This is a genomic window from Pseudomonas sp. SAR267, assembly GCF_052077595.1.
Classification (GTDB): domain Bacteria; phylum Pseudomonadota; class Gammaproteobacteria; order Pseudomonadales; family Pseudomonadaceae; genus Aquipseudomonas; species Aquipseudomonas vlassakiae.
Genome location: NZ_JBQIHU010000001.1, coordinates 1,485,485 through 1,512,347 on the forward strand (window position 1 = coordinate 1,485,485; position 26,863 = coordinate 1,512,347).

The window sequence follows — 26,863 nt, forward strand, 5'->3', positions numbered from 1 at the left end:
ATAACGCTTATGCCAATTATATTACCAAGCGCGGGAGTCTGTGGGGACTTGCTCGATTTCAGTGCGTATTACGCTCCAGCCGCAGTGCTTCCGGGGTGTCGGGCAGGCGTTCGACTACCCGCAGGCGCTCGGGCGCCTGGCTGTCGCGCCAGGCCTTGAAGCGCGCCAGCTCATCAGCCACGGTCTTCAGGACCCAGCCGAGCACAGCGATGTCATCGAGAAAACCGACACCCAGAATCCAGTCGGGAATGGCGTCGATGGGGCTGACGAAGTACAGCAGGCCGGCGACGATGGTCACCAGTGCCTTGGGACTGATGGCGCGGTATTCACCCCGCCACCAGGCCAGGCACAGCGACTGCAGCAACTTGACGTCGTCGCGCAGCTGGCCGATGCGCGGGCCTTTGCGGGCTACTGCGAACAGCAAGGCCGGCAAGCGGCCACGGCTGAGCAGGCGCTCGGCCAGAGGCAGGAAACGGGCGAAATTCCAGGGTGCGCTCATGGAGCCTCCAGCAGGTAAAGGTTATCCACATTTATTGTGGATAACCTTGTGAACAGGGCGAAGTTTGTGACGGCGGGCGCCCACAAGGCAAGGGTCCCGCTCAGATCGGGCGTTTTTTACGCAGCCGTTTCAGATCTGCAAACGATATGCGTCAGAAGCTTCCGGCTTCTTCACACTGCACTTGCTCGGACAATAGCCGCCGCACGAGGTTCGCCGAATGAGCCTTCACAAACGACAACGCCCCGTCAGGACGGGGCGTTGTGCAAGTACCAGCCGTTGTTACTTGGCAGGTGCTTCGGCCGGGGCTTCAGCTTCGGGTGCTTCGCCACCCTGCAGCTGGGCCGGGTCCTTGATGGCGATCAGTTCCAGGTCGAACACCAGCACCGAATTGGCCGGGATCAGCGGGCTCGGGCTTTGGGCGCCGTAGGCCAGTTCGGCCGGGATGAACAGTTTGTACTTCTCGCCAACGTGCATCAGCTGCAGGCCTTCGACCCAGCCAGGGATCACACCGCTGACGGGCAGGTCGATCGGGCTGCCACGCTCGACCGAGCTGTCGAATACCTTGCCATCGATCAGCTTGCCTTCGTAGTGAACGGTGACTACGTCGGTCGGCTTTGGCTGCGGGCCGTCGGCCTTCTTCACGACTTCATACTGCAGGCCAGAGGCGGTGGTAACCACACCAGGCTTCTTGGCGTTCTCTTCGAGGAATTTCTTGCCAGCACTGGCAGCTTCTTCGCTGGCCTTGGCCAGGCGCTCTTCGGCGCGCTTCTGCAGCGCGGTGAAGGCTTCTACCAGCTCTTCGTCCTTGATGCGTTGCTCTTTCTTGCCGACAGCGTCTTCGATGCCGAGAGCGACCGCTTTCGAATCCAGGTCTTCCATGCCTTCCTGGGCCAGGCTCTTGCCCATGTTCAGGCCGATACCGTAGGAGGCTTTCTGTGCCGGAGTTTTCAGCTCGGGGCTGCTGGCTTGTTGATCACAGCCAGCCAGTACCAGGCCTACCAGGGCAACCGCAGCCGCCAGACGATGCTGTTTCATGCTATTTCCTTGTTCATGCGCCATAAGGGCAATCAGGGTAAAGCCGCGAGCTTATCAGGCGGCCATCACCAATGGCTACCGGCATAGGAGCGGGTTTTCGTAAGGAAGTTCAGTAGGTAAAAGCTTCTTCATGGAAGCTTTACAGCCATTTGCCAGTATTGACCCTTTGTGTTGGGTTTTCCTGGTTTTTGTGGCTTTTTATTTCGGCGGGTTCTGAGGTGGCGAGTGGTGAGTTTGGGAGGCTGAGGATGGCAGGATTTAAATTTGTGCCAGGGCTACCAAGTGCCTGCCTCGACAGCTTCAGCGCCTGTGAGATCGAGCGCCGCCCGCGCGGCGCTCGATCTCACAGGCGCTGAAAATCTTGCGGCATGCACCTCAAGGATACCGCCCCTCCCGATACTGCTCAGCGAGCTCGCGCAGCACCTCGCACACCCACTGCCCCGGCAGGCTCAGTGGCAATGCCGCATTCCGGCAGATACCCACCGAACCGCCCGGCTCCCGCACACCGAGATCCAGTTCGGCCAGCTCACCCCGGCGCAAATCCAGCAGCACCGCATCCCGCGGCGCCACCCACAACGCATCGCTACCCAGCAGGTAACGCCGGCTCAACGCCAACGACAAGGTCTCCAGGCGCTGCGCCGGCATCTGGATGCCGCACTGCACGAACAGGCTGTCGGCATGCTGGCGAATGGTGGTGCCCGGCGGTGGCAGCACCAAGGGGTACTGCCCGACCCGCTGCCGCTCCACTGGTGCACTTGCCAGCAAAGGATGGCCGGGGCGCACCACCAGGGCCATGGACTCGCTGTACAGGTGCTCGAATGACAGCCCCTGGATCTGCGGGCTTTCGGTCATGCGCCCGACCACCAGTTCCAGTTCACCCAGGTGCAGTTGCCCAAGCAACTGCGCACTGACCCCGGTGACCACGCTGATCACCAAGGCCTCGTGGCGCTGATGCAGGCGGCACAGCACTTCGGGCATGAGCAGCCCCTCGACCGTCGACAGCACGCCGATGCGCACCTGCGACGGTGCCCGCGCCTCACCGCGCAAGCTGCTGACGCCATCACGCAGCGCCTGCACGCTAGGCCCGGCGTAACGCATGAACCGCGTGCCGGCCGGGGTCAGCTCGACGCCCTGGCGGCTGCGTTCGAACAGGCGCGCTTCGAGCAGGTCCTCGAGCTCCTTGAGGGTCTTGGAGATCGCCGGCTGGCTGATCGCCAGGATATCCGCAGCCCTGGCCAGGCTGCCCTGCCGGGCAATCTCCAGGAAACACAGCAGGTGACGGTACTTGATACGGGTGTCGAGGTTCATGCCGGCAAGCTTACCGCATCGCCACCTGCGGCGTATCCGGGTCGCGCTGCTGGCGGCGGAACTGCCCTGGCGGCAGGCCATGGATCTGGCGGAAGCGCCGCGAGAAGTAGGCCTCATCGGCAAAGCCACAAAGCCGCGCAACCTCGCCCACCGGGCGGCTGCCATTGAGCAGGTAATTGCGTGCAGTGTGCATCCGCCGCTCCAGCACCAGCTCGCTGAAGGTCTTGCCGATTTCCTTGCGCAGCCAGTGGGTCAGGTAGGTCGGCGACATGTAGGTGGCGGCGGCCACTTTCTGCAGGTTCAAGTCGGGGTCATCGATATGCCGGCGCAAGTACTCGCTCATGCGCCCCAGCGCAGCGCGGCGGCTGAGCTGGGCGGCATTGCTGTCGGCCAGTTCGCGCAGCGGCTCGGCATACAGGCCGCAGACCTGGCCGATCAGCTGCAGCAGCAGGCCCTTGAGCATTTCGCGGCTACCAAAGCGGCGATTGGCATCCAGCGTGCGCATCCGATCGAGGATCTGCCGTACCTCGGCGAAGTCGGCTTCGTCGAGGCAGAAGTCGAGGTGCTCCTGGAAGCGGAACGGTGACAGCTCCGGCGCCTGCAGGATCGACACCTCCTCCAGGTCCATCGGGTCGCAGGCCAGGTGCGGCAGCAGGAACGTCTGGGAGAAATTGATCACCACGAAGTCGCTGTCGGCCGGATGCGGGATCACATGCACCCGGTGCGGCAGGATGAAGGCCAAGGTGTTGCGCTTGAAGGGGCGCTGCACGCTGCCGATGTGCTGCACCGTGTCGCCACCGAAGTTGACCTGAATCTGGAAGTACTCGTGACGATGCGGCGCGGTCTCGGCGGGGCGGCCGCGCTGGTCGCGGATGTAGAAATCCATCAGCTCGCTGCGCTGCTGCATGACGTAGGTCGGGACCTCGCGCTTGGGGGGCATGGGCAATCTCCGGGTAGCAGGGCTTTTAGTTGTACGATGTCCAAACTCTGCAATTTAACCCCTTCTGCAAAAACCTGCGCAACAGCAAATCTACAGAGCCCGCCAAAAACGCGGTATTCAGCAAGGACTGCGGGCAAAACCCTGACAGTGGATTTTCTTGGACAGCACCAACCTACCCCATCCTCTGTAAAAAAAACGGTCTAAAACCGCCATTGCATTCGACTCGTTGTACGACCACCTTAGAAAAGGGACTGCAGCCCAACCTCTACCAACAACAACAAACGAGGTCGACTCATGTCGAGCACGCCTACCCCCCGCGCCGCGTCGTCATACGCGCTGGACGCGGCCCCTGCCCAGCGCCTGCCCACCCGCCGCCGCTGGTTCATGTTGTCGCTGCTGCTGGTGGCGACCATCATCAACTACGTCGACCGGGTGAACATCTCCATCGCAGCGCCGTTCATGGCCAAGGATCTGGCCCTGGACAAGGTCGAGATGGGCCTGATCTTCTCCGCCTTCGCCTGGACCTACGCCCTGGCCCTGGTACCCGCCGGCTTCATCGCCGACCGCTTCGGCTCGCGCCTGACCTACGGCGTGTCGCTGATCAGTTGGTCGGCGGTCACCGTGGCCCAGGGCCTGGCCAGCGGCTTCGCCTCGCTGTTCGGCCTGCGCCTGGCGGTGGGCGCCATGGAAGCCCCGGCTTTCCCGGCCAACAGCCGTGCGGTCACGGTGTGGTTCCCCGCCCGCGAACGCGGTATGGCCAGCAGTATCTACGTATGTGGCCAGTATCTGGGCACCGCGCTATTCACCGGCGCACTGCTGTGGCTGGCGACCACCTATGACTGGCGCCATGTGTTCTACAGCACTGGTCTGGTCGGCATCCTGTTCGGCGTGGTGTGGCTGTGGCTGTACCGCGACCCGCTGAACTGCAAGAAGGTCAGCAAGGAGGAACTGGCCTACATCGAACAAGGCGGCGGCCTGGTCAAAAGCAGCCAGGAACGTACCCGCTTCGACTGGCGCCAAATCGCCCAGCTGTTCCGCTACCGCCAGATCTGGGCCATTTGCCTGGGCAAGTTCGCCAGCACCTCGGCGCTGTATTTCTTCCTCACCTGGTTCCCCACCTACCTGATCGAAGAGCGCCAGCTGACCTTGATCAAGGTCGGCATCTTCGCGGTCATGCCCTTCATTGGTGCCACGGTCGGCATCCTCCTCGCGGGGATCGTTTCCGACCTGCTGATCCGCAAGGGCTACTCGCTGTCGTTCGCCCGCAAGCTGCCGCTGGTGGTGGGTTCGATGCTGGGCATGTCGATCGTGCTGGTGAACTTCACCGATTCCAATGTGCTGTGCATCGCCATCCTCACCCTGGCTTTCTTCGCCCAGGGCATCGCCTCGGCGTCGTGGGCGGCGGTGTCGGAAGTCGCGCCCAAGGAACTGATCGGCTTGACCGGCGGGATCACCAGCCTGGCGGCGAACATCGGCGGCATCGTCACGCCGATCGTGATTGGCGCGATCGTGCATGCCAGCGGCTCGTTCGCCATGGCGTTCTGGTTCATCGGCGGGGTGGCGCTGATGGGCACCCTGTCCTACTCGCTGCTGCTCGGGAAGCTGTATCGGATCGAGCTGAAGACTGCCGCCTGATTCGAGGAATGCATGGGCTGTACCGGCCTCTTCGCGGCTGAAGCCGCTCCCACAGAGAGAGTGCCAAACCTGAGGGCAGCGCTGTACCTGTGGGAGCGGCTTCAGCCGCGAAAGGGCCGGCACAGGTTACTTGGATAGTCCAAGCCGACCCCGCTTTCGTCCAACTTTGCCGGCCAGCCCCTGGCTTACGCTGGCCACTTTAGTACGGAGGATCCATCCATGACCTACCTGTTCAACCCGCCGGCCATCGTCAGCCTGCCGATCCGCGGCAGCGCTGCGCGCTTTCCGGTCGGCCGGGTGTTCTGCCTGGGCCGCAACTACCCCTGGCCGGAGTCCTACGGCCCGGCCCCACAAGAACCTGTGTTCTTCATGAAACCGGCGAGCAACGTGGTCGAGGCGCTGGGCGAGCTGCCCTTCCCGCCCCAGACCAATGAGTTCTGCCACGAAATCGAGCTGGTCGCGGCCATCGCCAAGGGCGGCGCCGACATTGCCCCGGAGCATGCCCTGGAACACGTGTTCGGCTTTGCCGCCGGCCTCGACATGACCCGTCGCGACCACCAACGCAAGGCCAAGGCCGAGGGCCTGCCGTGGGAAGGCGCCAAGGTGTTCGAAGCCTCGGCACCGATGACCGCCATCGTCCCTGCCAACGAATGCGCCTTGCCGCTGGACGCATCGCTGTGGCTGCAGGTGAACGGCCAGGAGCGTCAGCGTGCCCACCTGAGCCAGCAGACCTGGGCCTTGGCCGAGGTGATCAGCCGACTGTCGCGCCAGCTGCCGCTGCGCCCCGGCGACCTGATCATGACCGGCAGCCCGCCCGGCGTGGCGCCGCTGAACCCGGGCGACACGATCCACGCCGGCATCGATGGCATCGGCGAACTGCACCTGCGCGTCGGCCCTCGCCCTGCCAGGCAAGCGGCCAACGCCGCCTGAATCTACTGGAGCACCACATGAGCCAAAACAAGAAAGTCGCCCTGGTCACCGGCGCTGGTAGCGGCATCGGCCGCGCTGTTGCCCTCGCCCTGCTGGAAGACGGCTTCAGCCTGGTCCTCGCCGGGCGCCGCGCCGAGCCACTGCAAGCCGTCGTCGAACAAGCGCTGGCAGCGGGTGGTGAAGCCCTGGCCGTACCCACCGACGTACGCGATGAACAGAGCGTCGCACAGCTGTTCGCCACCATCGAAGAGGTACATGGGCGCCTCGATGTGATCTTCAACAACGCGGGCATCAATGCGCCCGCCGTACCGGTCGACGAGCTGCCGCTGGAGAACTGGCGCAACGTCATCGCCACCAACGTCGACGGTGTGTTCCTGTGCGCCCGTGCCGCCTTCGGCCTGATGCGCCGCCAGCAGCCGCAAGGCGGGCGAATCATCAACAACGGCTCGATCTCGGCGCACACCCCACGCCCGTTCACCGCGCCCTACACCGCCAGCAAGCACGCGGTGCTGGGCCTGACCAAGGCGCTGGCGCTGGACGGCCGCCCCTACGACATCGTCTGCAGCCAGTTGGACATCGGCAACGCCCTGACCGAACTGTCCGAGCGCATGACCCGTGGTGTACGCCAGGCCAATGGCGAGATCGCCGCCGAACCGATGCTCGACGTGCGCCATGTGGCCGATGCAGTGCGCTACATCGCCGCGCTGCCGCTGGACGCCAACGTACTGAACATGACCGTGATGGCCAGCAGCATGCCCTTCGTTGGCCGCGGCTGACCCCCTGTTCCTGATGGAGTGACCGATGAAACCTGAAGTCCTGCAACTGAGCCCGATCCTCATCCCGCAAATCCGTGAGCGCCTGGAACAGCTGTTCACCGTGCACCGCTACTACGAACAGGCCGACAAGGACGCCTATGTCAGCCAGCATGCCGACAACATCCGCGGCGTGATCACCGGTGGCCACACCGGCATCAGCCAGGCGCTGATGGCGCGCCTGCCCAACCTCGAAGTGATAGCGGTCAATGGCGTCGGCACCGACGCGGTGGACCTGGCCTATGCCCGCGACCGTGGCATCCAGGTGACGGCGACCATCGGCGCCCTCACCGAGGATGTCGCCGACCTCGCCATGGGCCTGCTGATCGGCGTGTGCCGTGGCATCTGCACGGGTGACCGCTTCGTCCGCGCTGGCCATTGGGCCACCAGCGCGACACCGCTGGCACCGTTGCCGCTGGCTCGCCAGGTGTCGGGCATGCGCGTGGGCATCGTCGGCATGGGCCGAGTCGGCCGCGCCGTGGCGCAGCGGGCGGCGGCGTTCGGTTGCCCGATTCGCTACACCGATCTGCAGGCGCTGGAGGTGCCTTATGGTTTCGAGGCGGATCTGGTGCAGCTGGCCAAGGACAGCGATGCGCTGATCCTGGCGGCGGCGGCCGACAAGGGCGAGGCGCTGGTCAACCGCGAAGTGCTGCAGGCATTGGGCGCCGAGGGGTATCTGATCAACATCGCGCGCGGCAAGCTGGTGGATGAACCGGCGTTGATTGCGGCGCTGGAGGCCGGCGAGATCGCGGGGGCGGCGCTGGATGTGTTTGCCGATGAGCCACGGGCGCCCGAAGCGTTGTTCGAACGCGAGGATGTTGTACTGCAGCCGCATCGCGCCAGTGCCACGGTGCAGACCCGCACGCGCATGGGTGAGATGGTGGTGGCCAGCCTGGTGGATGTGTTTGCCGGGCGTAAGCCGCAGGGGTTGGTCATTTAAGTGGTCTGTACCGGCCTCTTCGCGGGCTCGCCCGCTCCCACAGGGATCGCACAATGCCTAAGGGTTGCGCAGTACCTGTGGGAGCGGGCGGGCCCGCGAAAGGGCCGGTAATGGCGATGCAAGCATGTCAGGCCAGCGCCAGTTCCACCGCCCCGCCATTCAAGCGCACCGGCCACACCCGCAGCCGCTGCCCTGCATCTTCCAGGCACGCCCCACTTTCAAGGCTGAAGTGCTGCTTGTACAACGGCGCCGCCACCACCAGTTCGCCCTGCAAGCTACCCACCAGCCCGCGACCGATGATATTGGCCCCCGACCGCGGATCACGGTTGTCCACCGCGTAAAGGCTCTGCTCCAGCTCGGGCAGGTAGAACAGCGCCACCTGCGCGCCATCGAGCCACACCACCACGCCGGAGTCGGCCACCAGGTCATCGGCCCGGCACACCGTCTGCCAGTTCTCCTGGGTTTTCACAGCAGCATCGGACAGGTTCATCAGACAGCTTCCTCGACAGTTGGAATCAGGTGCAGCGCTGCAGCCGGCCGGCGTTGTTCACGCTCGCGCACGAAGTGCACGTCCGGGTCGGCACGCTTGTCGTTGACGAAGGTGCGGAAGCGCTTGAGCTTCTCGGGGTCGTTGAGGGCGTTGGCCCATTCGCATTCATACTGGTCGACCACATGCTGCATCTGCGCCTCCAGCTCGGCAGCCAGGCACAGGCTGTCGTCGAGGATCACCTGCTTGAGGTAGTCCAGGCCGCCTTCCAGGCTTTCGCGCCAGACCGAGGTGCGCTGCAGTTTGTCGGCGGTGCGAATGTAGAACATCAGCACGCGGTCGATCAGGCGCACCAGGGTTTCGTCGTCCAGGTCGGTGGCGAACAGTTCGGCGTGGCGCGGGCGCATGCCGCCGTTGCCGCAGATGTACAGGTTCCAGCCCTTGTCAGTGGCGATCACGCCGATGTCCTTGCTCTGCGCCTCGGCGCACTCGCGGGTGCAGCCGGAGACGGCAAACTTGAGTTTGTGCGGGCTGCGCAGGCCCTTGTAGCGGTCTTCCAGGCGCAGGGCCATGCCGACACTGTCCTGCACGCCGTAACGGCACCAGGTGTTGCCCACGCACGATTTCACCGTGCGCGTCGATTTGCCGTAGGCGTGACCGGTCTCGAAGCCGGCTTCGATGAGTTCGCCCCAGATCAATGGCAGCTCGTGCAGCTGGGCGCCGAACAGGTCGATGCGCTGGCCGCCGGTGATCTTGGTGTAGAGGTCGTACTTTTTCGCCACCTGGCCGATCACGATCAGCTTGTCGGGGGTGATCTCGCCGCCCGGAATGCGCGGCACCACCGAATAGGTGCCGTTCTTCTGCATGTTGGCCATGAAGGTGTCGTTGGTGTCCTGCAGCGGCACCAGCGCCGGGTCCATGATCGGCTGGTTCCAGCACGAGGCGAGGATCGAGCCCACTGCGGGCTTGCAGATGTCGCAGCCGACATGGCCCTTGCCGTGGCGTTCGAGCAGTTCGTTGAAGGTGCGGATACCCTCCACGCGCACCAGCCCGTAAAGCTCCTGACGGGTGTAGGCGAAGTGTTCGCACAGGCTCTTGTCGACGGTCACGCCGCGGGCAGTGAGTTCGTGCTCGAACACCTGCTTGAGCAACGCTGCGCAGCCACCGCAGCCAGTGGCCGCCTTGGTGCAGCCCTTGACCGCAGCCAGGTCGCCGCAGCCACTGTCGATGGCCGCGCACACTGCACCCTTGCTGACGTTGTGGCACGAGCAGATGGTCGCGCTGTCTGGCAGCGCGTCGGCACCGAGCGCAGGCGCACCGCCACTCTGCGGCAGGATCAGCGCTGCCGGGTCGGCCGGCAGGGCAATGCCGTTCTGGGCGTATTGCAGCAAAGTGTCGTAGTAACTGTTGTCGCCCACCAGCACTGCGCCGAGCACGTGCTTGCCGCTGGCATCCACCACCAGCCGGCGATAGGCGCTGTTGGCCTCGTCGATGAAGCGGTAGCTGCGCGAACCCGGCGTGGCGCCGTGGGCATCGCCGATGGAGCCGACATCCACGCCCAGCAGCTTGAGCTTGGTCGACATGTCGGCGCCAGTGAATGCGTTGGCAGCTTCGCCCATCAGCAACGCCGCCAGGTTGCGCGCCATGCTGTAGCCTGGGGCGACCAGGCCGAACACGCTGCCGTTCCACGAGGCGCATTCGCCTATGGCGAAGATGCGTGGGTCGCTGCTGCGGCAGTGGTTGTCGATCACCACGCCACCGCGTGCAGCGATCTCCAGGCCGCAGGCTCGGCCGAGGGCATCCTGTGGGCGGATGCCGGCAGAGAACACGATCAGGTCGGTTTCCAGGTGCTCGCCGCCATCGAAATTCATGCGGTAGCGGTAGGCTTCTCCCGCGCTGATCGACTGGGTGGCACGCGACAGGTGCACGCCCACACCCAGCGCTTCGATCTGCGCCTTGAGCGCGGCGCCGCCCTCGCCGTCCAGCTGCACCGGCATCAGCCGGGGGGCAAACTCCACCACGTGTGCTTCCAGGCCGAGGGACTTCAGCGCGTTGGCGGCTTCCAGACCGAGCAGGCCGCCACCGACCACCACGCCGCGGCGCGCCTGGCCGGCAGCGGCGCGAATGGCATCGAGGTCGTCGAGGGTGCGGTAGACCAGGCGGGCGTTGCCGCTGGAGCCTTCGATCGGCGGCACGAACGGGTAGGAACCGGTGGCCAGGACCAACTGGTCATAACCGTAGCGGCCCTCGGCAGTCACCACCTCGCAGCGTTCGCGGTCGATCTCCAGCACCGCTTCGCCCAGGTGCAGGTGCACGCCGCTGTTGCCGTAGTAGTCCGGCCCGCACAGGGCCAGGGTCTCGGCACAGCTGCCGGCGAAGTACTCCGACAGGTGCACGCGGTCGTAGGCACGTTGACGTTCTTCACCGAACACGTGCAGCTCGAACCGCTCAAGGGCGCCGCGTTCGACCAGCTGCTGCACGCAGTGGTGGCCGACCATGCCGTTGCCGACGATGACCAGTCGCTCTCGTTGCCTGCTCGCTGTTGCCTTCATAAGCCGATCCTCGATCAAAAAAAAAAGCGCCTGGAGCCGAAGCTCCAGGCGCCTTTGCCTGTATTCATCACGGTGGGTGGCCCGGGTTGATCGCCGTTGATCAGTGGGCTTTGTTGTATCAGGGATAAAGCAGGGACTGTGCCAATTGGGTTGCCTGTACTGGCCTCTTCGCGGGCAAGCCCGCTCCTACAGGGACCGCACAGGGTTCAGCAGCGAGGTGAACCTGGGGGAGCGGGCTTGCCCGCGAAGAGGCCAGCACAGCCAATGCACATTTCAAGTGCAGCACTCCCCATCCTGGAGCACATCAATACACATCGCGCCGGTACCGCTTGGCCTTGCTCAACGCCTCGACATAAGCATCGGCATCCACCCCTCCGTGCACGGCAATGACTTCACGCAAGGCCGCATCCACATCCTTGGCCATGCGCTGCGCATCGCCACACACATAGAAGTACGCCCCCGCCTCCAGCCACTGCCACAGCTGCGCACCCTGTTCGAGCATGCGCTGCTGCACATAGACCTTCTCGGCCTGGTCCCGCGAGAACGCCGTGTCCAGGCGCAGATGCCCGCTCGCCTGCCAGGCCTGAAGCTGCTCCTGATAGTAGAAATCCGTGGCCGCATACTGTTCGCCGAAGAACAGCCAGTTCCCGCCTTTGGCACCCTGTGCCTCACGTTCTTCGAGGAAGGCACGGAACGGCGCGATGCCGGTGCCGGGACCGACCATGATCACTGGCACGTCGTTGTCCTCGGGAAGGCGGAAGTGCTTCGATACCTGCGGGAAGATCGCCACCTTCAGTGACTGCGCCCGATCGGCGAGGAAGGTGGAGCACACACCCTTGCGCTCGCCATAGCGCACCGTGGAAACGGTCAGGTGTACCTGGTCCGGATGAGCCAATGGGCTTGAGCTGATCGAATACAGGCGCGGCTGCAGCGGCTTGAGCAGATCGAGCCAGGTGGCCAGCGGCAACTGCTGAGGGAACGCCCGCAGCACGTCGACCAACTGCCGGCCCCACAGCCAATCCTGCAGTTGCGCCTTGCACTCGGGTTGCAGCAGGTGCTGCAGCTCGGCGTAATGCGCGCTGAAAACCTGCAGTTGCTGCGGCGTGACCTTGGCAATCTCCAGACGGGTTTCCAGAGCCTCGACCAGTGGCATCAGCGGCTGCCCCTTCAGTTCCACCACCGCCTGGCCATCGAGCTGCGTCAGCGCCAGCAGTTCGTCGACCAGTGCCGGACAGTTGCGCGGCCACACGCCCAGGGCATCGCCGGCGGCATAGGTCAAACCGCTGCCGGACAGGTCGAACACCAGTTGGCGGGTTTCCTTGCTGGCACCCGGACCGTTGAGCAGCTGATTTTCCAGCAGCGGGGCCAACCACGGTTGCTGCTTGTTGTAACCCGCGACTGGCGCCGACTGGCTGGCCGGTGGTGGCGAGCTGGCGCAACCGAGCTCCGCCAGCAGGGCTTCGAGCCAAGCGGCGAAGGCCTCATCGAAATCCGGTTCGCAATCGACCCGCTGCAACAAGCGGCGCCCGCCCAGTTCGGCCAGGCGCTGGTCGAGCTTGCGGCCAAATCCACAGAACTGCTCGTAGCTGGAATCACCCAAGGCCAGCACGGCATACGGCAGCTCCGCGCAGCAAGCGCCCTGCTCACCTTGCAGGGCCTGCCAGAACGCCGTGGCGCTGTCGGGCGCATCACCGTCACCGAAGGTGCTGGTGATCAGCACCACACTGGCGGCGCCTTGCAGCTGCCGGGGGTCGACCGCTGCCATGCAACTGAGCTGCACCGCCAGGCCAGCACCACGCAGGTGCTCGGCACAGCGCTCGGCAAGCGCTTCGCCAGTGCCCGTCTGCGAAGCCCACAGCAACTGGTGGCGCGGCCCGCCGAGGCCTGGCGTTGCGACTGGCTGGGCGGGCTGCATAACAGCGCCGTTCAGCTCCAGGGCATCGATGCGCGCACTGGCGACCCGCTCCAGGGCCACGGCGCAATGTTTGAATGCCGGCTGAAGCGACAGTGGATCGACTGCATCGCAAGTAACGGCATTGATCGCCAGCTGCTCGCCGATCAGGTCGTTCCAGTGGAACGGCGCAAAGCAGTTGCCGGGCATGACCCGGTCGCTGATGCGCGCCGGCAGCACGGCCTGGCCGCGACGTGAGCGAATGGCGACCTGATCCTTGTCTACGATGCCCAGGCGGGCGGCATCATCAGGATGGATTTCAACGAAGGGCCCAGGCTCCAGCCTGTTCAGCGCCGGCACCTTGCCAGTCTTGGTCAGGGTGTGCCACTGATGCTGCACGCGGCCGGTATTGAGCACCAGCGGGTAGTCGGCGTCGGGCAGTTCGGGCGCCGGCAGCCAGGGCCGGGTGAAGAAGCGCGCCTTGCCGCTGGCGGTGGGGAATGCCAGGGCAGGCGCATTGCCTTGCGCATCGCGCAACAGAGGCTGGCTGCTGCCGTCGTTGAGGTAACGCAGCGGGCTGCGGTCATCTTCGCAACCCGGTGCACAGGGCCATTGCCGTGGGCTTTGGCGCAACTGCTCATAGCCGATGCCGCGCAGGTCATAGCCGGTTGCCGGGTTCCAGAAACGCCGAATCTCTTCGTATACCGCCTCGGCATCCGGGTAATCGAAGGCCTCGGCGTAGCCCATGGCGCAGGCGACCCGGGCAATGATCTGCCAGTCCGCCAGGCTTTGGCCGGGCGCCTGAACTGCCTGAGGCATCAGCGTCAGGTTGCGTTCGCTATTGATCATCACGCCCTCGCCTTCGGCCCACAGCGCGGCGGGCAGGAGGATATCGGCGTAGCGGTTGGTTTCGGTGTCGAGAAAAGCGTCCTGGGTGATTACCAGCTCGGCCTGGCGCAGGCCGTCGATCACTTGTTGCCGGTTGGCGACGCTGGCCACCGGATTGCTGCAGATCACCCAGCAGGCTTTCACCTCGCCGGCCTTCATCTGCTCGAACAGCGCGATCGTGCCCTCACCCGCTTCGCTGCGCAGGCTGCCCGGTTGCAGGCGCCATTGCTGCTCGACGAAGGCGCGGTCCGCCGCCACCAGCGCCGAACGCTGGCCCGGCAGGCCCGGGCCCATGTAGCCCATTTCGCGGCCGCCCATGGCATTGGGTTGGCCGGTCAGCGAAAAAGGCCCGCTGCCGGGGCGGCAGATGGCGCCGGTGGCCAGGTGCAAGTTACACAAGGCGTTGCTGTGCCAGGTGCCGTGGACGCTCTGGTTGAGGCCCATGGTCCAGCAGCTCATCCACTCCCCGGCGGTGCCGATCCATTCTGCAGCCCGGCGGATGTCGGCTTCGCTCAAGCCAGTGATGGCGGCTACCCGCGCCGGGGTGTAATCGTCGAGGAAGGCCGGCAGCTCGTCCCAGCCTTCGGTGTAACGGGCGATGAACGCGGGGTCGGTGTGGCCGTTGTGGTGCAGCAGGTGCAGCAGGCCGTTGAGCAGCGCCATGTCACTGCCGGGGCGCAGTTGCAGGAACAGGTCGGCCTTGTCGGCCGTGGCGGTGCGCCGTGGATCCACCACGATGAGTCTGGCCCCGGCCTTGAGCCGGTCCAGCAGGCGCAGGAACAGCACCGGATGGCAGTCAGCCATGTTCGCGCCGATCATCAGGAACACCTCGGCACGTTCGAAATCCTGGTAGCTGCCGGGCGGGCCGTCGGCGCCGAGCGACAACTTGTAGCCGCTGCCGGCACTGGCCATGCACAGCCGTGAGTTGGACTCGATATGTCGCGTGCGGATAAAGCCCTTGGCCAGCTTGTTGGCCAGGTACTGGGCTTCCAGCGACATCTGCCCGGACACATACAGCGCCACGGCGTCCGCACCGTGTTGGTCGATGATAGCGCGCAGGCGCTCGCCGGCCTGGGCAATGGCCTGGTCCATGCTGCTGCGCGCCGGCTGCTGGCTGCGTTGCTGGCGGACGAAGGCGTGCTCCATGCGCCCGGCGGCGGTCAGTGGCAGGTGTGCGGTGAGGCCTTTGGTACACAGGCGGCCGAAGTTGCTCGGGTGCTGCTTGTCGCCGCTGATCTTGCTGACCTTGCCGTCCTTGATGCTCATGACGATGCCGCAACCGACGCCACAGTAGGGGCATACGCTGCGTACTTCGCTTGTGGCCATGGGCGGTCTCCCCTTTCTGGAACGCAAAAAGGCGCCGGCTGCCCGGGCTTGCAAAGCAAGCGGGGCAACACGGCGCCTTTGTCGTGAGGTTTCTGGGCTGTCGACGTTGATAGCCCTGGATAGCAGTCAGTCAGCAATTTGTGGGCCAGCTGTACCGGCCCTTTCGCGGGCACGCCCGCTCCCACAGGTACTGCGCAGTCTTCAAACCTGTGGAGGTCCTGTGGGAGCAGGCGTGCCCGCGAAGAGGCCGGTACAGGCAACCGCACCATGCGGTGGCAGCAACAAGGCCCATGGCGCTATGCTGGGGCACTTACCAGCAAGAGCTACAGCCCGCATTCCATGTCCAAGGTGATCCTCAAGACCCCTGCCCAACTCGAACTGATGCGCAATGCCGGCCGGCTGTTGGCCCAGGTGTTCGCCGAACTCGACAGCTTCATCCGCCCCGGCGTGACGACGATGCAGATCAACGACCGCGCCGAGGCATTCATCGTCGATACCCTCAAGGCACGCCCGGCGAGCAAGGGCCAGTACGGCTTCCCCTACTCGCTCAACACCTCGGTGGACCATGTGGTCTGCCATGGCATCCCCAAAGTCGATGAAGTGCTGAAGGAAGGCTCGATCATCAATGTCGACATCACCCTCGAACAGGGCGGTTACATTGCCGACTCGTCGAAGATGTACAGCATCGGGCCAATCAGCGAAGACGCACAGCGGTTGGTCGACATTACCTATGAGGCGCTATGGGAAGGCATCGGGCAGGTACGCCCTGGGGCGACGCTGGGTGACATCGGCCATGCCATCCAGGCTCATGCCGAAGCGGCTGGCTACAGCGTGGTACGTGAATACTGCGGCCATGGCATTGGCCAGCAGATGCATGAAGGGCCCGAGGTGCTGCATTTCGGCCTGCGTGGCATGGGCATGAAGTTGCAACCGGGCATGGTGTTCACCATCGAGCCGATGATCAACCAAGGTGGGCGCGGGACGCGGACGCTGAAAGATGGCTGGACGGTGATCACCCGCGACCACTGCCTGTCGGCACAGTGGGAACATACGGTGGCGGTGACTGAGGATGGGGTCGAGGTGCTGACATTGCGGGATGAAGAGCGTAGCCGGTAAGCGCTCAAACAAAAAAAGCGACCTAAGGTCGCTTTTTTTGTGGCTTCCGGGTGTTCAGTGGGCCCTGGAAGCGGAATATGGCGCAGCGGACGGGACTCGAACCCGCGACCCCCGGCGTGACAGGCCGGTATTCTAACCGACTGAACTACCGCTGCGCTAATCAACGAGTGGTGGGTGATGACGGGATCGAACCGCCGACCCTCTGCTTGTAAGGCAGATGCTCTCCCGGCTGAGCTAATCACCCATTCGTCTCGGTGAGGCGCGCATTCTACGGATGAACCAGCAGCCTGGCAAGCCATTGAAGCAACTTTTTTGCAAAATCACCCAGCGCAAATTTCAGGCACAAAAAAAGCGACCCTAAGGTCGCTTTGTTTGTTACTTCCGGGTGTTCAGTGGGCCCAGGAAGTGGAATATGGCGCAGCGGACGGGACTCGAACCCGCGACCCCCGGCGTGACAGGCCGGTATTCTAACCGACTGAACTACCGCTGCGCTATACATCGAGTGGTGGGTGATGACGGGATCGAACCGCCGACCCTCTGCTTGTAAGGCAGATGCTCTCCCGGCTGAGCTAATCACCCTTCGTCTCGGTGTGGCGCGCATTCTACGGAGGGGCTGTTACCCTGGCAAGCATTTTTTTATTTTTTTTCAAAAAAAACTCCAAGCCTTTCAAAGACCTAGCGCAGCCGGGGCTTTTCCTCCGTTATCGGGCCTGCTGGCCCTCTGACAGGGTTGGCCTCGGAGCACTGCTCGGAGAATAATGCCCGCCTTATGCATTAAGGAGAGATTGCCCCCCATGTGGTTCAAGAACCTGCTGTCCTACCGCCTGACCCAGGAAGTACCGTTCGAGCCTGAAGCGCTGGAAGCCGCGCTGGCCACCAAGCCAGCCCGCGCCTGCGCCAGCCAGGAGCTGACCACCTACGGTTTCATCGCGCCGTTCGGCAAGGGTGAAGATGCTCCCCTGGTGCACGTCAGCGGCGAATTCCTGCTGGTTGCCGCGCGCAAGGAAGAACGCATCCTGCCGAGCAGCGTGGTCAACGATGCCGTGAAAGAGAAGGTCGAAGAGATCGAGACCGAGCAAATGCGCAAGGTCTACAAGAAAGAGCGCGACCAGATCAAGGACGAGATCATCCAGGCCTTCCTGCCGCGCGCGTTCATCCGCCGCTCGATGATCTTCGCCGCCATCGCCCCGCGCCTGGGGATGATCCTGGTCAACTCGGCCAGCGCCAAGCGCGCCGAAGACCTGCTGTCGACCCTGCGCGAAGTGATGGGCTCGCTGCCGGTGCGCCCGGTGACCGTGAAGATCGCACCCACTGCGACCATGACCGACTGGGTCAAGTCGCAACAGGCTGCCGAAGGCTTCTACGTGCTGGACGAGTGCGAACTGCGGGACACCGCCGAAGACGGCGGCATCGTGCGCTGCAAGCGCCAGGACCTGACCAGCGAGGAGATCCAGCTGCACCTGAGCACCGGCAAGGTGGTTACCCAGCTTGCCCTGGCATGGCAGGACAAGCTGTCGTTCGTGCTTGACGACAAGATGGTGATCAAGCGCCTGAAGTTCGAAGAGCTGCTGCAGGAACAGGCCGAACAGGACGGTGGCGAAGAGGCCGCGCAGCAGTTCGATGCCAGCTTCCAGCTGATGATGATGACCTTTGCCGAATTCCTGCCGGCGCTGTTCGAAGTGCTCGGTGGCGAGGAGATTCCTCAAGGGGTCTGATTCGGTTTGAAATACCGGTGCTGGCTGGTTTTGTTGTGGCCAGGACCGGCCTCTTCGCGGGCACGCCCGCTCCCACAGGTACGCCACAGTTTTCAGATTCTGTGGCGTACCTGTGGGAGCGGGCGTGCCCGCGAAGAGGCCCCATGAAATTCATAAAGCTATAAATAGAAAAGGAATTGCCCCATGCGTGCCCTCGCCGCTCTCAGCCGCTTCGTCGGCAACACCTTTGCCCTGTGGGTGCTGGTGTTCGCCGTGCTGGCCTTCCTGATGCCCCAGTGGTTCATCGCCCTCAAGGTCGCCATCGTGCCGCTGCTGGGCCTGGTGATGTTCGGCATGGGGCTGACCCTCAAGCTCGACGACTTCGCCGCCCTCGCCCGCCAGCCCTGGCGTGTGGCCCTGGGCGTGGTGGCGCACTTCGTGATCATGCCGGGCATGGCCTGGCTGCTGTGCCAGTTGTTCCACCTGCCGGCGGAAATCGCCGTGGGCGTGATCCTGGTCGGCTGCTGCCCGAGCGGCACGGCGTCGAACGTGATGGTCTGGCTGTCCAAGGGCGACCTGGCGCTGGCAGTGGCGATCGCCGCGGTAACCACCCTCCTCGCCCCGCTGCTGACCCCGGCACTGATCTGGTTCCTGGCCTCGGCCTGGCTGCCAGTGTCCTTCATGGACATGTTCTGGTCGATCCTGCAGCTGGTGATGCTGCCGATCGTCCTCGGCGTGCTGGCGCAGCGCTTGCTGGGTGCGCGGGTGCAGATGGCGGTGCAGGTGCTGCCGCTGGTGTCGGTGGTGAGCATCGTGATGATCGTCTGTGCGGTGGTGGCGGCCAGCCAGGCCAAGATCGCCGAATCCGGTTTGCTGATCATGGCGGTCGTGGTGCTGCACAACACCTTTGGTTATCTGCTGGGCTACCTCACCGGCCGGCTCTGCAACTTGCCGCTGGCCCAGCGCAAGTCGCTGGCGCTGGAGGTGGGCATGCAGAACTCGGGGCTGGGCGCGGCGCTGGCGGCAGCGCATTTCTCGCCGCTGGCAGCGGTGCCGAGCGCGCTGTTCAGCGTCTGGCACAACATCTCCGGAGCACTGCTGTCGACCTGCTTCCGGCGGATGGAAGAACCTTCGGCCGAGGCTGCAGAGGTTGAGCCAGCCAGGCATTGATGTGTACCCTGATGGCCACTGTGAGGACGACCTCACGACGCACCGCGTGACCATTCCGGGGACGGCCCCATCATTCGCAACGATGGAGAAGCATCATGTCCTGGATCATCCTGTTCTTCGCCGGCCTGTTCGAGGTCGGCTGGGCCGTCGGCCTGAAGTACACCGACGGCTTCAGCAAACCGCTCCCGACCGTACTCACCGTCGCCGCCATGGCCATCAGCCTGGGCCTGCTGGGCCTTGCCATGAAGGAACTGCCGCTGGGCACCGCCTATGCCATCTGGACCGGCGTCGGCGCCGTCGGCACGGTGATCGCCGGGATCATCCTGTTCGGCGAGTCGATGGCCCTGGTACGGCTGGTCAGCGTGGCGCTGATCATTACCGGCCTGATCGGCCTGAAAGTCAGCGCCAGCTGATAACCCTGCTCAGCGCAGGCCACCGCGCAAGCGGCTGACCTGCTCACGCAAGGCCTCTGGCTGCGCCGCCTCCACCGGGATGGCGGCGCCAGCCACGATGGTCACCCGCGACCACAGGCGCTTGAAGAAGCCCTTGGCCGGGTCGCGACTGAAGAAACTCCCCCACAGGCCCTGCAGCGCCAGCGGAATCACCGGCACCGGGGTTTCTTCGAGGATGCGGCTGACGCCTCCCTTGAACACGTCGATTTCGCCATCTCCGGTCAATTTGCCTTCCGGGAAGATACACACCAGCTCACCGTCTGCCAGGTACTCGGCGATACGCGCAAAGGCCCGATCATAAGTGGCCTGGTCTTCGTTGCGCCCGGCAATCGGAATGGCACCCGCCGTGCGGAACACGAAGTTGAGCACCGGCAGGTTGTAGATCTTGTAATACATGACGAAGCGGATCGGCCGACGGATCGCCCCGCCCAGCAGCAGTGCATCGACGAACGACACATGGTTGCACACCAGCAGCGCTGCGCCTTCATCGGGGATGCGTTCAAGGTCGCGGTGCTGCACGCGGTACATCGAATGGCTGAGCATCCAGATCAGGAAGCGCATGGTGAACTCGGGCACGATCCTGAAGATGTAGGCATTGACCAGCACGTTCAGCAGCGACACCACCAGGAACAGCTGCGGGATGCTCAGCTTGAGCACGCTCAGCAGGACAATGGTGAAGATCGCCGAGACCACCATGAACAGCGCATTGAGAATGTTGTTGGAGGCTATTACCCGTGCCCGCTGGTCTTCGGCAGTGCGCGCCTGGATCAGCGCGTACAGCGGCACGATGTAGAAGCCGCCGAACACGCCGAGGCCAACGATCGACACCAGGATCCACCAGGCCTGGTGCATGCCCAGCAGCGCCAGCCAGTCGTGCGGCTGGGCGCCGGCCGGTACGTCACCTGAATGCCACCACCAGAGCAGGCCGAACAAGGTCAACCCAAACGAGCCGAACGGCACCAGGCCGATTTCCACCTTGCGCCCACTGAGGCGTTCGCACAGTAGCGAGCCGACGGCGATACCGACCGAGAACAAGGTCAGCACCAGGGTCACGGCAGTCTCGTCGCCGTGCAGCCACTCCTGGGCGTAAGTCGGGATCTGCGTCAGGTAGATGGCGCCGACGAACCAGAACCACGAGTTGCCGACGATCGAGCGCGACACTGCCGGGGTCTGCCCCAGGCCCATGCGCAGGATCACCCACGACTGCTTGAAGATGTTCCAGTCCAGCGCCATCTGCGGCGACGCTGCCGCAGCCCGGGGAATCCAGCGGCTGGCCAGGTAGCCGAGCACGGCGGTGCCGACCACGCCACCGGCCACCACCGTGGCATAGCTGTCATTGGCCATCATTACCCCGGCGCCAATGGTGCCGACCAGGATGGCGAGGAAGGTGCCCATCTCCACCAGGCCGTTGCCCCCCACCAGCTCTTCTTCACGCAGGGCCTGGGGCAGGATCGAGTATTTCACCGGGCCGAACAGCGCCGAGTGGGTGCCCATGCCGAACAGCGCCACCAGCATCAGCGTGAGGTGGTTGGTGACGAAGCCGATGGCGCCGACCGCCATGATGACGATCTCGGCCAGCTTGATCGCGCGGATCAGCGCGTCCTTGGCGAACTTCTCGCCAAACTGCCCGCCCAGCGCCGAGAACAGAAAGAACGGCAGGATGAACAGCAGCGCGCAGAGGTTGACCCAGATCGATCGATCGCCGTCGCCCAAGCTGAGCTTGAACAGAATGGCCAGGATCAACGACTGCTTGAACAGGTTGTCGTTGAAGGCACCCAGTAACTGGGTGACGAAGAACGGCAGGAAACGCCGCTTGCCGAGCAAGGTGAATTGCGAGGGATGACTCATCGTCCTTGTTCCTGAGTGTCTTTTGTCATTGGAGGCACGCGAAGCGCTGCAAGCCACAAATCTGCATGGGAAAGCAACCGCCTGGCAAGGAACACCGGACAATTCAGGAACCCGCTCACAATTCGATATCACAGTGATATTAATTTTTCGCCAGCCACTGTTCAGACTTTGTTACCCATGCCGATAATTCATATAGATGACTATATCTGACAGAAGGAACAGACCTCAGGTCTCCTCCAACGCATAAGAAAAGGAGCTCGGCAGTAATGTTTACCTGGTTTGGCGACCTCAGGATCGCCCACAAACTCTTTCTCGGTTTCGGCCTGGTGCTGTGCCTGACACTTGTGCAGTCGCTGATCAGCTGGGATGGCCTGGGCAGCCTGGTACGCCGTAGTGAGGTCGTCAGCGACGTATCGCGCCTCAACGACGCCCTCGGCGACCTGCGCGAAGCGCGCTTGCGCCATGCCATGGCCAACGGCGCCCCCGCCGAGAGCAAACAGCTGCAAGTTGCGCTGGACGCCTTCAAGCCGACACTGGCAAAGCTGCGCGAGGTGATGATCAGGGCGCAGTCCCATGCGCTGATCAATACCGCCGACCAGGCACTGCAGAGCTACAGCGGCAACCAGGCCGCCAGTTTCCGCTCCTATGAAAAGATGCGCGCGGCGCAAAAGGAAATGGGCGCCCTGGCCACCCAGTCGTTCGCCAGCATCGAGCAGATTCGCAATCAGGTCCGCGCTTTGCCCGATGCCGAGCAGCGTTTCGTGCGCATCGAGGCCATCAACCAGATACGCGAAAACCTGATCCTGCTGCGCTACCACGTTCGTGGTTATACCGGTAATACCAATGCCGAGACCGAGAAACTGATGAACAGCCAGATCGCCACCACGGTGAACGATCTGCCGGGGCTGGTCGCCCGCTTCAACGGCAATTTCCCGCAGCAGTTCCAGCAACTGGAGCAGCAGGTGCAGGCCTATGCGAAGGCCGTGGAGGCGTTCCGTGGCGAGGTCAGCCACCTGGTGGACTACCGCGCCGCCATGGCCAACGATATCGAAACCCTCAACGGTGTCATTGGCCAACTGCTGGACGACCAGGCGGTGCTGGTCGCCAAGGACAGCCACTTCGCCCGCACCCTGCAGATCGCCACCACCCTGCTCGCCTTGCTGCTCGGCGCCCTGGCTGCCATGGTCATCGCCCGGCAGATCAGCCAGCCGCTGCGCCAGGCACTGAAAACCATGGAACAGGTGGCTGCCGGTGACCTCAGCGAACAACCGGCCAGCCGCCGCCGCGACGAAGTCGGCCAACTGCAGAACGCCCTGCAGGGCATGACCCGCAACCTGCGTGAGCTGATCGCCCAGGTGCGCGATGGCATTTCGCAGATTGCCAGCGCTACCGAGGAGCTTTCGGCGATCACCGAGCAGACCAGTGCCGGTGCCAACAACCAGAAGGTGGAAACCGACCAGGTGGCGACGGCCATGCAGGAAATGGCTGCCACCGTCCACGAAGTCGCCCGCAATGCCGGCGAAGCCTCTAGCGCCGCCAGCGCCACCGACGAGGAAGCCCGTGAAGGTGACAGCGTGGTCAACCGCGCCGTGGCCCAGATCAGCCGCCTGGCCAGCCAGGTGGACGCTACTGGCGAAGCCATGGGCGCGCTGCGCACCGAGAGCCAGCGTATCGGCAAGGTCATGGACGTGATCAAGGCCGTGGCCGAACAGACCAACCTGCTGGCGCTCAATGCTGCCATCGAAGCGGCCCGGGCCGGTGAAGCGGGCCGTGGTTTCGCCGTGGTGGCAGATGAAGTGCGCAGCCTGGCACAGCGTACCCAGGCATCGACACTGGAGATCGAATCGGCGATCGGCAGCCTTGAGCAAGGTACCCGCTCGGTGAGCGAGCTGATGGAGCAGAGCCAGAGCCTGACCGAAAGCAGCGTGGCGCTGGTGCGTGAGGCCGGGGTGGCGTTGGAGGGGATTACCCAGCGGGTATCGGCGATTGAGCTGATGAACCAGCAGATTGCCGCGGCTTCGGAGCAGCAGAGTGCGGTGGCTGAAGAGATCAGCCGCAGCGTGGTGACAGTGCGGGATATTTCCGAACAGACCGCCGAGGCCAGTCAGCAAACTTCGGCGTCCAGTGTGGAGCTGGCGCGGCTGGGTGGGCAGTTGCAGCAGATGATCAGCCGGTTCCGGTTCTGATTTTCCTGTGCTGGCCTCTTCGCGGGCTTGCCCGCTCCCACAGGTACTGCGCAGTCTTCAAGACTGCGGTGATCCTGTGGAAGCGGGCGCGCCCGCGAAGAGGCCGGCACAGTCGCTACATCACTCGAACCCGAACAACGCCTGAGCAGTATCCACCAGCAGCGCCCGGCGCAATTCAGCCGAGCAGCCCAAGGCCTCGAACTGCTCGACCGCCGTGGTAAAGCTCACCGCTGACTCATGCTGGGTATGCGGCCAGTCGCTGCCCCACATCAGTCGTTCAGCACCGTAATGGGCCTCCAGAGCACACAGGGCCTGACGTGCAAACGCCAGATTCTGCTCCGGCGTACCTTCCAGTCGATAAATGCCGGACACCTTGACCCACACCTTGCCCTTGCCGCCCAGCGTCAACAGCTCGGCAAAGCCCGGTTGCCCAAGCCCCAGACGGGCATCGGGCCGACCGAAATGGTCGACCACAATGTTCAGACCATAAGGCTCCAGGGCCCGCAACAGCGCAGGGGTGTCCGCGACATGGCGGTGCAGCTCCAGATGCCAGCCCTGTTCACCAATGCGTTCCAGCAGGGGTCGCCATTCGGCGCCCGTCAGGTCTGGGAGGCCCTGGCCCATGAGGTTCAGACGCACGCCCCTGACCCCAAGCCGATCCATTTCCTGCATCGTCTCGCGCTCGACGTCCCGGTCAAGCATCACCACCCCGCGCAGTTGCCCCGGCGCGGTTTGCAGGGCGCTGAGCAGGTAGCGGTTGTCGGTGCCCAGGAAACTGGGCTGCACCAGTACGCCATGGCTGAAACCATGGGCCAGCAACTGGCCCAGGTAGTCGCCCAGCGGCGCATCGTAGCTGGGCGCGTAACGCCGCTCGCTGGCCAGGTTCAGCCCACGGCTGAACACGTGGGCATGGCTGTCGATGGCGGTGAGGTGTGAAACAGGAACGTCGGGCATGGTCATCACAGGACAGTCAGGTTACTTGGCGACAGCGCCAGCCATTTCTGGCGCTGGCGTGGTCTCAAGGTTGCGGCCACGGGTTTCCGGCAGGCACAGCGCGGCGAGCATGGCCACGCCGTAGGCGATGCCGGCATCGATACCGATCGCACTACCCAGCGACATGGATTCGCTCATGTGGCCGACCAGGAACGGGAACACCGCCGACAGCACGCGGCCGAAGTTGTAGCAGAAGCCGACCCCGGCACCGCGCACGTCGGCCGGGTACAGTTCGTTGAAGAACGCCCCCAGGCTGGCCGGGATGCCAGCGGCGAAGAAGCCCAGCGGGAAGCCGAGGAACAGCATCTGGGTATTGCTCAGCGGGAAGAACACATAGGCCTGCACCGTGAGCACGCAGCACAGCGCGAACAGCAGGATGTTCTTGCGCCGGCCGATGCGGTCGATCAGCAGGCCGCTGACCACGCAACCACACCAGAAGGCGAATATGATCACCGCCAGGTAGCCACCGGAGTTCAGCACCGACAGGTTGCGTTCGGTCTTGAGGAAGGTCGGCAGCCAAGTCATCACCGCGTGGTAACCGCCGTGGGCGCCCAGGCCCAGCAGGCCGCCGAGCAAGGTCACGCGCAGCAGCTCCGGGCGGAAGATGCCGGACATCGACTTGAAGAAGCTGCCTGGAATGGCCTTCTCCTTCTGCAGGCGCTGGAAGCTGTCTGGCTCCGGCACGTTGCGGCGTACCCAGATGATCAGCAGCGACGGCAGCAGGCCGACGAAGAACATCACTCGCCAGGCGTACTCGGCCGGTACCAGCGAATAGATCAGGGTGAACAGCCCCACCGCCAGGCCCCAGCCTACAGCCCAGGCGCTTTGCACCGTGCCCATGACCTTGCCGCGGTATTTCGGGTTGATGGTCTCGGCCATCAGCACCGCACCGGCCGCCCACTCGCCACCGATGCCGAAGCCCTGCATGGCCTTGACGAACAGCAACGGGTAGAAGCCGGTGACGAACGCCGAAAGGAAGGTGAAGAAGGAGAACCAGAGGATCATCCACTGCAGGGTGCGCACGCGGCCATAACGGTCCGACAGGGTGCCACCGAGCCAACCACCGAGCGCCGAGGTCACCAGGGTCACTCCGCTGATCAGGCCAGCATCGCCCTTGGTCAGCGAGAACGCGGCGATCAGCGCGGGAATGGCCAGGCCGAACATCTGCACTTCCAGCGCATCGAGCGACCAGCCACCGAAACAGGCCCAGAACGTCTTGCGTTCCCGTGAAGTGATCTGGCGATACCAGCTGAACATGGTTGTTATCCTTCTTAGTCGTGTGTGTTACGGCCGGGCGTGCCGAAGCTCTGGCAGGCTGGCGACCGGGCAGGCGAAGCCACTGCGCCGTGGCAGAACGGCGCAGACGGGTAACGGGCGAAGCAGCCGGTTTAACGGCTCAGCGAATGTCGACGCGGTAGCGGAAGTGTTGCGCGTGGCCGCGCGAGCGGCGCCATTCCAGCGGTTTGCCGGCGTAATCGCGGGCCAGGCGCTCGATCACCACCACCGGGCTGTTGGCCGGTAGCTGCAACAAGCGGCCATGGGCAGCATCGACCGCTTCGGCGGTCAGGGTCTCTTCGGCGTAGGCGACCACCTGGCCGCACAGCTCCTCGTAGATGGGGTAGAGCAGCGGGCCTTTGCTATCCAGTTCGACGTCAAGCAGTGGCTGGAACGTCTGGCGCGGCAGCCAGATTTCCTCGGCAAGCACCGGCTGTGCGCCGAGCAGACGGGTACGGACAATGCGGATGACCTCGGCTTCGACGGCCAGGCCCAAGGCCTGGGCAACGGCCGACGGTGCCAATACCGGCTCGATCGAGAGAATGCGGCTTTCCGGCATCAGCCGCTCGCCGGTGGCGCTCTCGAAGCGGAAGAAGCGGAACAGCGAAGACTGGAACTGTGGGCGGCGGATGAACGTGCCGCGGCCCTGCTGACGCTCTAGCACGCCTTCGGCGACCAGCACGTCGACGGCCTTGCGCACGGTGCCGACAGACATGTCGAACTCGGTGGCCAGGGCGGCTTCGGTGGGAATGGCCTCGCCCGGGCGCCAGCGATTGTTGGCAATCTGCTCGATCAGGTGATCGCGCAGTTGTTGATAGCGGGGTAGTCGAGCATCACCGGACAGTGGGTGCATGGGTCGGCTCTCGTCTTGTTATGTAAACATATA

The 26,863-nt window shown here is 64.1% G+C and carries 20 protein-coding genes, 4 tRNA genes and 1 pseudogene; 10 read left to right on the top strand and 15 right to left on the bottom strand.

The window, feature by feature from the left end; translation table 11 throughout:
* Positions 1-58 precede the first annotated feature (58 nt).
* The 4 genes from ACTORR_RS07245 to ACTORR_RS07260 form a co-directional block, all read right to left on the bottom strand.
* Positions 59-499, bottom strand: a complete 441-nt coding sequence (locus ACTORR_RS07245) for a YkvA family protein (RefSeq protein WP_054886433.1) — start codon at positions 497-499, stop codon at positions 59-61.
* 279 nt (positions 500-778) lie between these two features.
* Positions 779-1,534, bottom strand: coding sequence for an FKBP-type peptidyl-prolyl cis-trans isomerase (locus ACTORR_RS07250; RefSeq protein ID WP_027918134.1), 756 nt, complete (start codon positions 1,532-1,534; stop codon positions 779-781).
* A 375-nt stretch (positions 1,535-1,909) separates the two neighbouring features.
* Positions 1,910-2,842 carry a pca operon transcription factor PcaQ gene (gene pcaQ, locus ACTORR_RS07255; protein WP_054887254.1) on the bottom strand — a complete coding sequence of 311 codons (933 nt, stop codon included), beginning with the start codon at positions 2,840-2,842 and terminating at the stop codon, positions 1,910-1,912.
* A gap of 10 nt (positions 2,843-2,852) precedes the next feature.
* Entirely contained in the window at positions 2,853-3,782 is a 930-nt protein-coding gene (locus tag ACTORR_RS07260; protein ID WP_441343602.1) for a helix-turn-helix transcriptional regulator, read from the bottom strand.
* 294 nt (positions 3,783-4,076) lie between these two features.
* Between ACTORR_RS07260 and ACTORR_RS07265 the strand changes: the two genes are divergently transcribed.
* The 4 genes from ACTORR_RS07265 to ACTORR_RS07280 all read left to right on the top strand — a co-directional run bounded on the left by ACTORR_RS07265 (position 4,077) and on the right by ACTORR_RS07280 (position 8,099).
* On the top strand, positions 4,077-5,417 hold the full coding sequence (locus ACTORR_RS07265; protein ID WP_054887256.1) for an MFS transporter: 1,341 nt from the start codon (positions 4,077-4,079) through the stop codon (positions 5,415-5,417).
* Positions 5,418-5,636: 219 nt separating this feature from the next.
* The gene (locus ACTORR_RS07270; protein ID WP_313365537.1) at positions 5,637-6,347 is read left to right on the top strand and encodes a fumarylacetoacetate hydrolase family protein; all 711 of its coding nucleotides are present in this window, start codon (positions 5,637-5,639) and stop codon (positions 6,345-6,347) included.
* A 17-nt stretch (positions 6,348-6,364) separates the two neighbouring features.
* A complete protein-coding gene (locus tag ACTORR_RS07275) occupies positions 6,365-7,123 on the top strand; it encodes an SDR family oxidoreductase (protein WP_313365538.1) in 759 nt (252 codons plus the stop codon).
* A 25-nt stretch (positions 7,124-7,148) separates the two neighbouring features.
* On the top strand, positions 7,149-8,099 hold the full coding sequence (locus ACTORR_RS07280) for a 2-hydroxyacid dehydrogenase (protein ID WP_212632688.1): 951 nt from the start codon (positions 7,149-7,151) through the stop codon (positions 8,097-8,099).
* A 127-nt stretch (positions 8,100-8,226) separates the two neighbouring features.
* On the opposite strand, the gene nirD is transcribed toward ACTORR_RS07280, so the two are convergent.
* The 3 genes from nirD to ACTORR_RS07295 all read right to left on the bottom strand — a co-directional run bounded on the left by nirD (position 8,227) and on the right by ACTORR_RS07295 (position 15,243).
* Entirely contained in the window at positions 8,227-8,589 is a 363-nt protein-coding gene (gene nirD, locus ACTORR_RS07285; protein WP_212632689.1) for a nitrite reductase small subunit NirD, read from the bottom strand.
* On the bottom strand, positions 8,589-11,138 hold the full coding sequence (gene nirB / locus ACTORR_RS07290; RefSeq protein ID WP_262110264.1) for a nitrite reductase large subunit NirB: 2,550 nt from the start codon (positions 11,136-11,138) through the stop codon (positions 8,589-8,591). The genes nirD and nirB overlap by 1 nt, the downstream gene beginning before the upstream one ends.
* A 304-nt stretch (positions 11,139-11,442) precedes the next feature.
* The gene (locus ACTORR_RS07295) at positions 11,443-15,243 is read right to left on the bottom strand and encodes a bifunctional nitrate reductase/sulfite reductase flavoprotein subunit alpha (RefSeq protein WP_054887166.1); all 3,801 of its coding nucleotides are present in this window, start codon (positions 15,241-15,243) and stop codon (positions 11,443-11,445) included.
* Positions 15,244-15,582: 339 nt separating this feature from the next.
* On the opposite strand from ACTORR_RS07295, the gene map reads away from it, so the two are divergent.
* Complete coding sequence (map, locus tag ACTORR_RS07300) at positions 15,583-16,359, top strand: type I methionyl aminopeptidase (RefSeq protein ID WP_212632729.1); 777 nt, start codon at positions 15,583-15,585, stop codon at positions 16,357-16,359.
* 78 nt (positions 16,360-16,437) lie between these two features.
* On the opposite strand, the gene ACTORR_RS07305 is transcribed toward map, so the two are convergent.
* The 4 genes from ACTORR_RS07305 to ACTORR_RS07320 all read right to left on the bottom strand — a co-directional run bounded on the left by ACTORR_RS07305 (position 16,438) and on the right by ACTORR_RS07320 (position 16,938).
* A tRNA-Asp gene (locus tag ACTORR_RS07305) sits at positions 16,438-16,514 on the bottom strand.
* 13 nt (positions 16,515-16,527) lie between these two features.
* Positions 16,528-16,603, bottom strand: a tRNA-Val gene (locus ACTORR_RS07310).
* Positions 16,604-16,772: 169 nt separating this feature from the next.
* Positions 16,773-16,849, bottom strand: a tRNA-Asp gene (locus tag ACTORR_RS07315).
* A gap of 13 nt (positions 16,850-16,862) precedes the next feature.
* A tRNA-Val gene (locus ACTORR_RS07320) sits at positions 16,863-16,938 on the bottom strand.
* A gap of 215 nt (positions 16,939-17,153) precedes the next feature.
* Here ACTORR_RS07320 and rdgC point away from each other — a divergent pair.
* From rdgC to sugE, 3 genes are all read left to right on the top strand, one after another.
* A complete protein-coding gene (gene rdgC, locus ACTORR_RS07325) occupies positions 17,154-18,074 on the top strand; it encodes a recombination-associated protein RdgC (protein ID WP_099815954.1) in 921 nt (306 codons plus the stop codon).
* Positions 18,075-18,257: 183 nt separating this feature from the next.
* Entirely contained in the window at positions 18,258-19,223 is a 966-nt protein-coding gene (locus tag ACTORR_RS07330) for a bile acid:sodium symporter family protein (RefSeq protein WP_054887035.1), read from the top strand.
* 95 nt (positions 19,224-19,318) lie between these two features.
* A complete protein-coding gene (sugE, locus tag ACTORR_RS07335; RefSeq protein ID WP_054887036.1) occupies positions 19,319-19,636 on the top strand; it encodes a quaternary ammonium compound efflux SMR transporter SugE in 318 nt (105 codons plus the stop codon).
* Positions 19,637-19,645: 9 nt separating this feature from the next.
* Here the strand turns inward: sugE and ACTORR_RS07340 are convergent, their stop codons facing one another.
* On the bottom strand, positions 19,646-21,523 hold the full coding sequence (locus ACTORR_RS07340; RefSeq protein WP_054887037.1) for an MFS transporter: 1,878 nt from the start codon (positions 21,521-21,523) through the stop codon (positions 19,646-19,648).
* 266 nt (positions 21,524-21,789) lie between these two features.
* On the opposite strand from ACTORR_RS07340, the pseudogene ACTORR_RS07345 reads away from it, so the two are divergent.
* Positions 21,790-22,854 (top strand): annotated as a pseudogene (locus ACTORR_RS07345) (methyl-accepting chemotaxis protein); the annotation flags it as partial.
* A complete protein-coding gene (locus ACTORR_RS07350) occupies positions 22,846-23,709 on the top strand; it encodes a methyl-accepting chemotaxis protein (RefSeq protein ID WP_371263270.1) in 864 nt (287 codons plus the stop codon). The pseudogene ACTORR_RS07345 and the gene ACTORR_RS07350, both read left to right, overlap by 9 nt.
* Positions 23,710-23,829: 120 nt before the next feature.
* On the opposite strand, the gene ACTORR_RS07355 is transcribed toward ACTORR_RS07350, so the two are convergent.
* From ACTORR_RS07355 to ACTORR_RS07365, 3 genes are all read right to left on the bottom strand, one after another.
* The gene (locus tag ACTORR_RS07355; protein ID WP_099815961.1) at positions 23,830-24,663 is read right to left on the bottom strand and encodes an amidohydrolase family protein; all 834 of its coding nucleotides are present in this window, start codon (positions 24,661-24,663) and stop codon (positions 23,830-23,832) included.
* A 21-nt stretch (positions 24,664-24,684) separates the two neighbouring features.
* Entirely contained in the window at positions 24,685-25,959 is a 1,275-nt protein-coding gene (locus tag ACTORR_RS07360) for an MFS transporter (protein ID WP_054887039.1), read from the bottom strand.
* Positions 25,960-26,098: 139 nt separating this feature from the next.
* Positions 26,099-26,830 (bottom strand): GntR family transcriptional regulator, encoded by a 732-nt coding sequence (locus ACTORR_RS07365; RefSeq protein ID WP_054887040.1) that lies wholly within the window; start codon positions 26,828-26,830, stop codon positions 26,099-26,101.
* Positions 26,831-26,863: the final 33 nt, after the last annotated feature.